This window comes from Thiohalorhabdus sp. (assembly GCF_036628635.1).
Taxonomy (GTDB): Bacteria; Pseudomonadota; Gammaproteobacteria; order Thiohalorhabdales; family Thiohalorhabdaceae; genus Thiohalorhabdus.
Genome location: NZ_JAZKRM010000007.1, coordinates 80025 through 87202 on the forward strand (window position 1 = coordinate 80025; position 7178 = coordinate 87202).

7 protein-coding genes are annotated in these 7178 nt (G+C 69.5%); 3 read left to right on the forward strand and 4 right to left on the reverse strand.

Annotated features, from left to right (window positions below; all coding sequences use genetic code 11):
- Window positions 1-79: 79 nt before the first annotated feature.
- Window positions 80-856, reverse strand: coding sequence for an SDR family oxidoreductase (locus V5A19_RS04185; protein ID WP_332317996.1), 777 nt, complete (start codon window positions 854-856; stop codon window positions 80-82).
- Window positions 857-1188: 332 nt separating this feature from the next.
- On the opposite strand from V5A19_RS04185, the gene V5A19_RS04190 reads away from it, so the two are divergent.
- Window positions 1189-1587: an NINE protein gene (locus V5A19_RS04190; RefSeq protein WP_332327711.1), complete on the forward strand. Its 399-nt coding sequence runs from the start codon at window positions 1189-1191 to the stop codon at window positions 1585-1587.
- A gap of 6 nt (window positions 1588-1593) precedes the next feature.
- Here V5A19_RS04190 and V5A19_RS04195 read toward each other — a convergent pair whose 3' ends face one another.
- Window positions 1594-3045 carry a cryptochrome/photolyase family protein gene (locus V5A19_RS04195; protein WP_332317994.1) on the reverse strand — a complete coding sequence of 484 codons (1452 nt, stop codon included), beginning with the start codon at window positions 3043-3045 and terminating at the stop codon, window positions 1594-1596.
- A 69-nt stretch (window positions 3046-3114) separates the two neighbouring features.
- Here V5A19_RS04195 and V5A19_RS04200 point away from each other — a divergent pair, with 69 nt between their 5' ends.
- Window positions 3115-3309 (forward strand): helix-turn-helix transcriptional regulator, encoded by a 195-nt coding sequence (locus tag V5A19_RS04200; protein WP_332317993.1) that lies wholly within the window; start codon window positions 3115-3117, stop codon window positions 3307-3309.
- Window positions 3310-3473: 164 nt separating this feature from the next.
- Here the strand turns inward: V5A19_RS04200 and V5A19_RS04205 are convergent, their stop codons facing one another.
- A complete protein-coding gene (locus V5A19_RS04205; RefSeq protein WP_332317992.1) occupies window positions 3474-4016 on the reverse strand; it encodes a PilZ domain-containing protein in 543 nt (180 codons plus the stop codon).
- A 744-nt stretch (window positions 4017-4760) separates the two neighbouring features.
- Window positions 4761-6005, reverse strand: coding sequence for an OmpP1/FadL family transporter (locus V5A19_RS04210; RefSeq protein ID WP_332317991.1), 1245 nt, complete (start codon window positions 6003-6005; stop codon window positions 4761-4763).
- A gap of 391 nt (window positions 6006-6396) precedes the next feature.
- Between V5A19_RS04210 and V5A19_RS04215 the strand changes: the two genes are divergently transcribed.
- A partial coding sequence (locus V5A19_RS04215) for a phosphorothioated DNA-binding restriction endonuclease (protein WP_332327712.1) occupies window positions 6397-7178 on the forward strand: 782 nt, incomplete at its 3' end.

Sequence of the window (7178 nt, forward strand, 5' to 3'; positions counted from 1 at the left end):
ATTTCGGCCCCTGGCGGCTCCGCCCGGCCTTATCAGCGCTTACGGGAGTCGGGACCTGGGCTGGCGCCTTGCCAACCGGTCACCAGGGGATGGGCTGGCCGTCCCAGGCGAAGAAGCCGCCGCTGTCCTCCGGGCCCAGTCCGGCCATGACCTGGAGCAGCTGGGCGACCGTGCGCGCCACCGGAAAGAGCTGCTCGGCCGGGACCCAGGCCTGGAACGGCGCGGAGAGGTCGGTATTGGTCGTTCCGGGGTGGAGGGCGGCACAGGTGACCGCCGGCGCCCGCCGCCCCAGCTCGATCGCCAGGGTGCGGATGTACTGGTTCAGCGCCGCCTTGGAGCCGCGGTAGGCGTACCAGCCGCCCTTGCCGTTGTCCCCAATCGAGCCCACCCGCGCCGAGATGGCGGCGAACACGGCCGGATCGCCGTGGCCGAGCAGCGGCCGGAAGTGGCGCGCCACCAGCAAGGGCCCCGCGGCGTTGACCTGGAACAGGGTGGTAAGCGCCTCCGGGGTCACATCCTCCAGGCGCTTCTCGGGACGGATGCTCCGGCTGCGGTCGTGGAGCAAACCGGCGGCGTTGACCAGTAGATGGAGCCGGGCCCCGGCTTCCCGGACCTTTTCCGCCGCCTGGCGGACGCTGGTGTCGTCGGTGCAGTCCAGGGCGACAAGCCGAAGCCGGCCGTCGCTGGCCCGGGCCAGCTCCTGCAAGTCGCTGGCATTGGCGGGATCGCGGCAGGTGGCCCAGACCGTGCCCACCCTGGTCTCGGCCAGGCACTGGCGGACGAATTCCAGGCCGATCCCCCGGCTCGCGCCCTGGATCAACACCTCACCGCCATCCGGAATCCAGCTCAGGGCCATGGCAGGCTTCCTTGGTCAGAGGGTTGGATCGGCGGCCGGAGGCAAGGACCGGCCCTGTCTGAAGACCGACACCTCACGGCAGCACTCGCCATCCCAGGCTCCCCCATTAACCCAAAATACCCCTTACCGAACCGCCAACCGAACCCGGCAGGGAGGGAATGCCCAGACGGCATTTCGATCGGAGGTAGTTGGTCCAGTTGGCTTTTTGGGAAAAAGTCGGCGGGCGGGTGGGCCACCCCGCCGGCACCGCCCTTGCTCCCGCCCGGGCGCCTGCCGATACTCCCCCTGCGACCGAATCCCCGCAGCCACGTTCAACAACCAGCGAGCCCACAATGCCCAAAACCCACAATCTAGTCGTTGGCTACGTGCTGTGGCTCTTCGGCTTCATGGGATCCCACCGCTTCTACTACGGCCGGCCCATTACCGGCACCATCTGGTTCTTCACGCTGGGGCTGCTGCTCATCGGCTGGATCCTGGACCTCTTCCTAATGCCGGCCATGGACAGCACCGCCGATCGGCACTACGTTCTGGGGCGCAAGAACTACACCGCCGCCTGGGTCTTGCTCACCTTCCTGGGGGTGTTCGGCCTCCACCGCATGTATCTGGAGAAGTGGATCACCGGCGTCATCTATCTGCTCACCGGCGGCCTATTCCTCCTGGGCGTTCTCTACGACTACTGGACCCTCAACCGCCAGGTTGACGAGGTCAACCGCGCCAGTACGGACTGGTAGACCGTCTCACCCGCCGCGCAGCTCCTGGAAGGCGGCCAGGGCCGCCTCGCGGCTGGCCTTGAGATCCACCACCGGGCGCGGGTAGTCCCGGCCCAGCTCGATGCCGGCGGCCGCCAGCACCGACCCCGGCGCCTGCCACGGGGCGTGGATATGCTTGGCGGGCAGCGCCGCCACCTCCGGGACCCAGGCGCTCACGAAGGCGCCGTCGGGATCGAAGCGCTCGCCCTGGCGCACGGGATTGAAGATGCGGAAGTAGGGCGCGGCGTCGGCGCCGCAGCCGCCGGCCCACTGCCAGCCCAGGGTGTTGGCGGCCAGGTCGGCGTCCACCAGGGTGTCCCAGAACCAGCGCGCGCCGTCGAGCCAGGGCAGGCGCAGGTTCTTGGTCCAGAACGACGCCACCACCATGCGCAGGCGGTTGTGCATCCAGCCGGTGGCCCACAGCTGGCGCATGGCCGCATCCACCAGCGGCACCCCGCTGCCCCCCGCGCGCCATGCCTCGGCCTCGGCGGCGGCCTCGGCGTCGGGGTCGCGCCAGGGAAAGGCCTCGAACTTGCGGTCCAGGGGCCGCTGCGGCGTCTCGGGGAAATGGAAGAGCAGATGGTGGGCGAATTCGCGCCAGCCCAGCTCGCGCAGGAAGGCCTCACCGCCGTCGGTGGCCGCCGCGCCGTCGGCGGCCACCGCTGCCACCACCTGGCGCGGGCCGATCTCCCCGAAATGCAGGTGCGGCGACAGCGCCGAGGTCCCGGCCACGCCCGGGTGCTCGCGGCCGGCGTCGTAACCGGCCAGGGCCTCCCCGGCGAACACCGCCAGGCGCGCCCGCGCTCCGGCTTCTCCCGGGTGCCAGGCCGCCTCCAGGCCGTCATACCAACGCACCGCCGGCAGCAGGCCCAGGTCGTCGACGCCCTCCGAGGCCGGCGGCGCCGCCGGGCCGGGCAGGGCCGCCGGCGGCCGCGCATCGTGGGCCGCCGCCCCGGGCAGATCATGGTCGGCCACCAGCCGCTTCCAGAACGGTGTGAACACCCGGTAGGGGGTCCCCTGGCCGGTGGCCACCTGCCACGGCTCCACCAGCAGGGCGGCGTTGAAGCTTTGCACAATCAGGCCGGCCTCGCGCAGCCGTTCCTTGATGCCCCGGTCCCGGGCCACCACCGCCGGCTCGTAGAGACGGTTCCAGTGCACCGCCGTCGCCCCCGTCTCCGCCGCCAGCGCCGCCAGGGCATCACCGCTGGGCCCGCGGCGCACCGTCAGGGGCGCCCCCGCTGCCGCCAGATCGGCGGCCAGGGCCCGAAGCGAGCGGTCCAGCCACCAGCGCTGAGCCCCGCCGGGGCCCCAGGGTGCCTCCTCCTCCGGGGCGTGGATATAGACCGGGATGACCGTGTCATGGCGGGCCGCGGCCTCGGCCAGTGCGGGGTTGTCGGCCAGGCGCAGGTCCCGGCGCAGCCAAACAAGGACGGCGGACATGGGCGGAGGCTCCGGTGGCTGGCACTTGTCCCCGATGGTAAGGGGCACGCGCGGCGGGCGCCACGGGCGATGGCTTGCCGGCGCGCCTGGGCGGCGGCAGGGACCGGCAATGACCCCGAAGCGGCCCTGCGCCTGGCCCGCTACGTCGGCCCCTCGCCCGGCTTCTGGATGGGCCTGCAGGGGCGCTGCGAACTGGAGCAGGCCCGGCTCAGGCCTGGGTCGGATCGGGGCAAGGGTGCCGGGAACACCCACCGCGTTTTCTGATCGCGGCCCGGCGTTGGTAGATTAGGGGCCCAGAAAGACGTTTTTGAACGGTTAAAGCCCGACCTGAGCCCTTTGCCCGCGGGAAGGCGGCAAGGCCCGCCCGGGTGGATCGCCGGGTGGGAAGGACCGGGGCTGGTTAGGGACGCCTGGGTAACGCCCTGGACCTAGCCGGTCGGCTGGGGTTGCGGCGATATGGTATAGCGCTCCAGGTACTGCAGGTAGCGGGCCAGGACCTGGTCGAGGGACTCGGGCAGCGCTTGCCATGTAACCCCCAGGCAGGGCTTGGGGGACTGCTGGGCCCAAACGATGTGGCAGGGGATCCAGAGCAGCACGGGCCCGTCGGACCGACCCTTCAGGGCCATGGTCAGGCCCATCTCCTGACCTTCCAGGCCGGGAATCGCCTCCCAGGCCGGTTCCAGGGCATTGGCCGGAAGACGGGCACCGCTTCGGGAAAGGTTGATCCAGGAGTCCAGGCAGTCCTCGAAGGAGGCCAGCGCCTTTTCCAGCTCCCCCTTGGGCGGCTGATCCCGGCGCCGGGGCTTCTGAACGGCGTGCCATAGCCAGGGGCCCTTGGGTTCCAGGCTCGCTTGCAGCGCCAGGGAGGTGTAGAGGCGGGAATAGCTCCGCGGGTTGGGCTGAGCGCGCATGGTGGGGCCCTCATCGAACATGGCAAAGGGAATCATCCGACCCGGTCCGTTCAAGCTCAATGTCAGCCTCCCCGTCCTCTTTCCCGGATTGGACCCTTTTGCCCTGCTGGTGCCGAGACCACCCCATCGACGTCCCGGCACCGGCGCCCGCCCCGAAGGGGACAGGGGCACCTTTTCCCCCTGGCCTGGCGGACGGCAGGTGGGTGGGGACAGCAAGAAGGGGATGCCGGGTCACCCCGCGAGCGCCTCGGGCAAACGATCAGCAACAGCGCCCGCTTAAAAATACGGAGGAACCGTGACGGCGTCCAGTCCCCCACACGACCTGCCCAGGGCAAATTCGTCCTGACCGCCCAGCCGGCCGAGTTGGCCTTTCCCCGACGAACGCCACCACCCGGAAACGCGCCCCCCTTAGGAGCCCAATTCACTGGGCGAGCCGTGGATTCCCGACCGGGGTCCATCCAACGACTCGCCCGGGCCAGCGGGGCTCCTGCAACCCCGGTTCCGGGTAAGAACAGCGGGTTACATTAAGCCTTAATCGGTTCGGTTGGCTAGTCATCTCGGCAAGAACGAATCTGCCCTGCGACTTGCCACTGCCGGCCGGGCAAATCAACGCGATCGTCCAGGGCAAGCGAGCCATAACCGCCGACACCGCCCCCTGCCTCCGGGCCACTGCTCCCCAGGCCCGTTGTCCCCTGGCTTCCACCTTAGCCCAGGGGAGCCGCCGCAATCGGGGCGAGGCCCACCCAAAAAGGCCCCGCGCACGCGCGCGGGGCTTGTGTCTGCCGCGGCGGTTAACCGCCCGGGCTAGAAGCGTTTGTTCACCTGCAGGCTCACGATCTGCGCGCTGCTGTCGAACGAGCCGTCCAGGGTGGCGCTTTCGCCCAGGCTGTTGGTCACGGTGTTTTCCACCTTGGCGGAGGCGAAGTCCAGGTAGTTGTAGGCGGCGTCCAGGCTCCAGCCGGCGCCCCAGGCATAGCTCGCTCCCCCGCCGTAGCGGTGGCGGTCGGCATCGGGCAGCCGCGGGTCGCGGTGCTCGGCGTCCGGGACCGGGGTCTGCTCGAAGCGGTAGCCGCCGCGCACCGTCCACCGGTCGGTCAGGTCGTACTCGGTACCCAGCGCGAACGACCAGGCGTTCTCCCAGGCCTTCTCGCGGGTCACGTCCGAGGCGGTGGGCCCGCCACTGACGTCCACGGCCAGCTCGTCGTAGGAGCTCCACTCCGACCACTGCAGGCTCACCATGCCGCGCCAGCGTTTGTTTATATCGTGCCGGACCCCGAGCACAGCGCGCGCCGGGAGATCCAGGCGAGCAGTAGCGCTAAAGGTCTTCGTCCCGGCAAGTGGCGCGCCCAGCGCCGCCGGAAGCTCACGCTTCTGGGTACCCTGAATGGTATGCACTACCGAGGAATGGTAGGACAGACCCAACCGGGTATCCCCGCCCTGCCACAGGGCGCCTATCAACCAACCGTAGCCGTGAGAATCCCCCGTGATGCGGCTGAACCCATCCGCGGGGGCAGGCGTCTTGATGTCATTGGTCAGCTCCACATCCAGCTGCTGGATAACGAAGCCGCCACCCACGGAGAACCCATTGCCCACCTGCCTGGCCACGGAAAGGGTGCCCTGGAGCACCTCCAGGTCCGACTCAATGGCGTGGTAGCGGCCAGCCCAGTCCCCATCCCATTCGGTGCGCAGGCCGAAGGGAGCATTCAGGGCGAAGCCGAGGACAAGCCCCTTTCCCATGCGGTCGCGGGCGAAAACCTGCGGGGGGGAGCCAGAGTTGCCCGCCTCGCCGCCGTCGGGCTGCTGGCCGGAGAATTGGATGGAGGGATCGATCACCGAGCCTCCCGCGGCCACCCCGGGGCGAGAATCGGCAGCCATCCCCGCGGGGTTCCAGAAGGCCGCGGACAGCTCGTCCGTACCGCTACCGATACCGGCCAGGGCCGAGCCCAAGGGACGGGCGCCCTGTTCACCCAGCTCGAATCCGGCGGCGCCCGCGGAACTGGCCGCCGCCAGCGCGCACACCCCGACCAGCCATTTATGATACAAACCCATCCCTTTCCCTCCCTCGATGCGATTCGGTGGTCCACACCCCCCCGAACGGGCCTAGTTCCTCGGAGCGTAACGCGACTGACCGCCGACGTCCTCACCTTTCTGTCGCCCCTTCAGCGGCCACCTCCGTTGCCGCGTTTTGCCAACAGCCGTCTTCGCCCGCAACTCCCTTCAGAACCGGCCCAAGTAGCAGTTTGAGGCCGTTGAGTAACAGCGCCATGGGCCCAATCCAATGCCATAAAATCCCCCAGAACGGCCGCAGCCTTTCCGCGAACGCTTGCGCGACATCCAGGTCCCCATCCACCCCTGCCCCCTTTATCTTCCCTGACGGTCCACCGGCGCCGGTGCTATGGTCGGGCAGCCCCCCTTTGCCCCGGCCATAACGAACAGACGCATGGACCGTCAGGCCATTGCAGACAAATTTCGCGGACTGACCGTGTGGCAGCGCGGCGACCAGCGCGCGCCGCACAAGCCGCTGCTGGTGCTGCTGGCGCTGGGGTATCTGCAGCGGGAGGGGCGGCGCGAGCTGGCCTTTACGCAGATCGAGGAGCCCATGAAGCAGCTCCTCGCCGACTTCGGCCCGCCCCGGCAGAGCTACCACCCGGAGTACCCCTTCTTCCATCTGCAGTCGGACGGCGTCTGGGAGCTTAGCACCGACGGCGGCGTCCAGCTGCCCATGGACCGCCAGCTGCCCAGCGCCGCCGTGTTCCGGGACTACGGCGTGAAGGGCGGCTTCCCCGAGGCCGTGTTCCGCACCTTCCGCGACGACCCCGAGGCCGTGCGCGCGGTGGCCCACCTGCTGCTGTCCGGCCACTTCCCGGAAACCCTGCACGAGGACATCCTCCAGTCCGTGGGCCTGGACCTGGAGGCCCCGGGCACCGCCGAATCCGCCACCCGCATCCGCGACCCCAAGTTCCGCCACGAGGTGCTCACCGCCTACGGCTACCGCTGCGCCGTGTGCGGCCTGAAGATCGAGCTCCAGGACAAGACCGTCGGCATCGAGGCCGCCCACATCAAATGGCACCAGGCCGGCGGCCCGGACCACACCGCCAACGGCCTGGCCCTGTGCACCCTCCACCACAAGCTGTTCGACGTCGGCGCCTTCACCCTCAACCACGACCTGCTGGTCTCGGTCTCCAGCATGGCCCACGGCAACGAGGGCTTTCAGCGCTGGCT

Excerpts from the sequence above, each read along its gene's own strand:
- V5A19_RS04210 (WP_332317991.1), bottom strand. The coding sequence starts at position 6,005 with ATGGGTTTGTATCATAAATGGCTGGTCGGGGTGTGCGCGCTGGCGGCG.
- V5A19_RS04195 (WP_332317994.1), bottom strand. The coding sequence starts at position 3,045 with ATGTCCGCCGTCCTTGTTTGGCTGCGCCGGGACCTGCGCCTGGCCGAC.
- V5A19_RS04200 (WP_332317993.1), top strand. The coding sequence starts at position 3,115 with ATGGCTTGCCGGCGCGCCTGGGCGGCGGCAGGGACCGGCAATGACCCC.
- V5A19_RS04190 (WP_332327711.1), top strand. The coding sequence starts at position 1,189 with ATGCCCAAAACCCACAATCTAGTCGTTGGCTACGTGCTGTGGCTCTTC.
- V5A19_RS04185 (WP_332317996.1), bottom strand. The coding sequence starts at position 856 with ATGGCCCTGAGCTGGATTCCGGATGGCGGTGAGGTGTTGATCCAGGGC.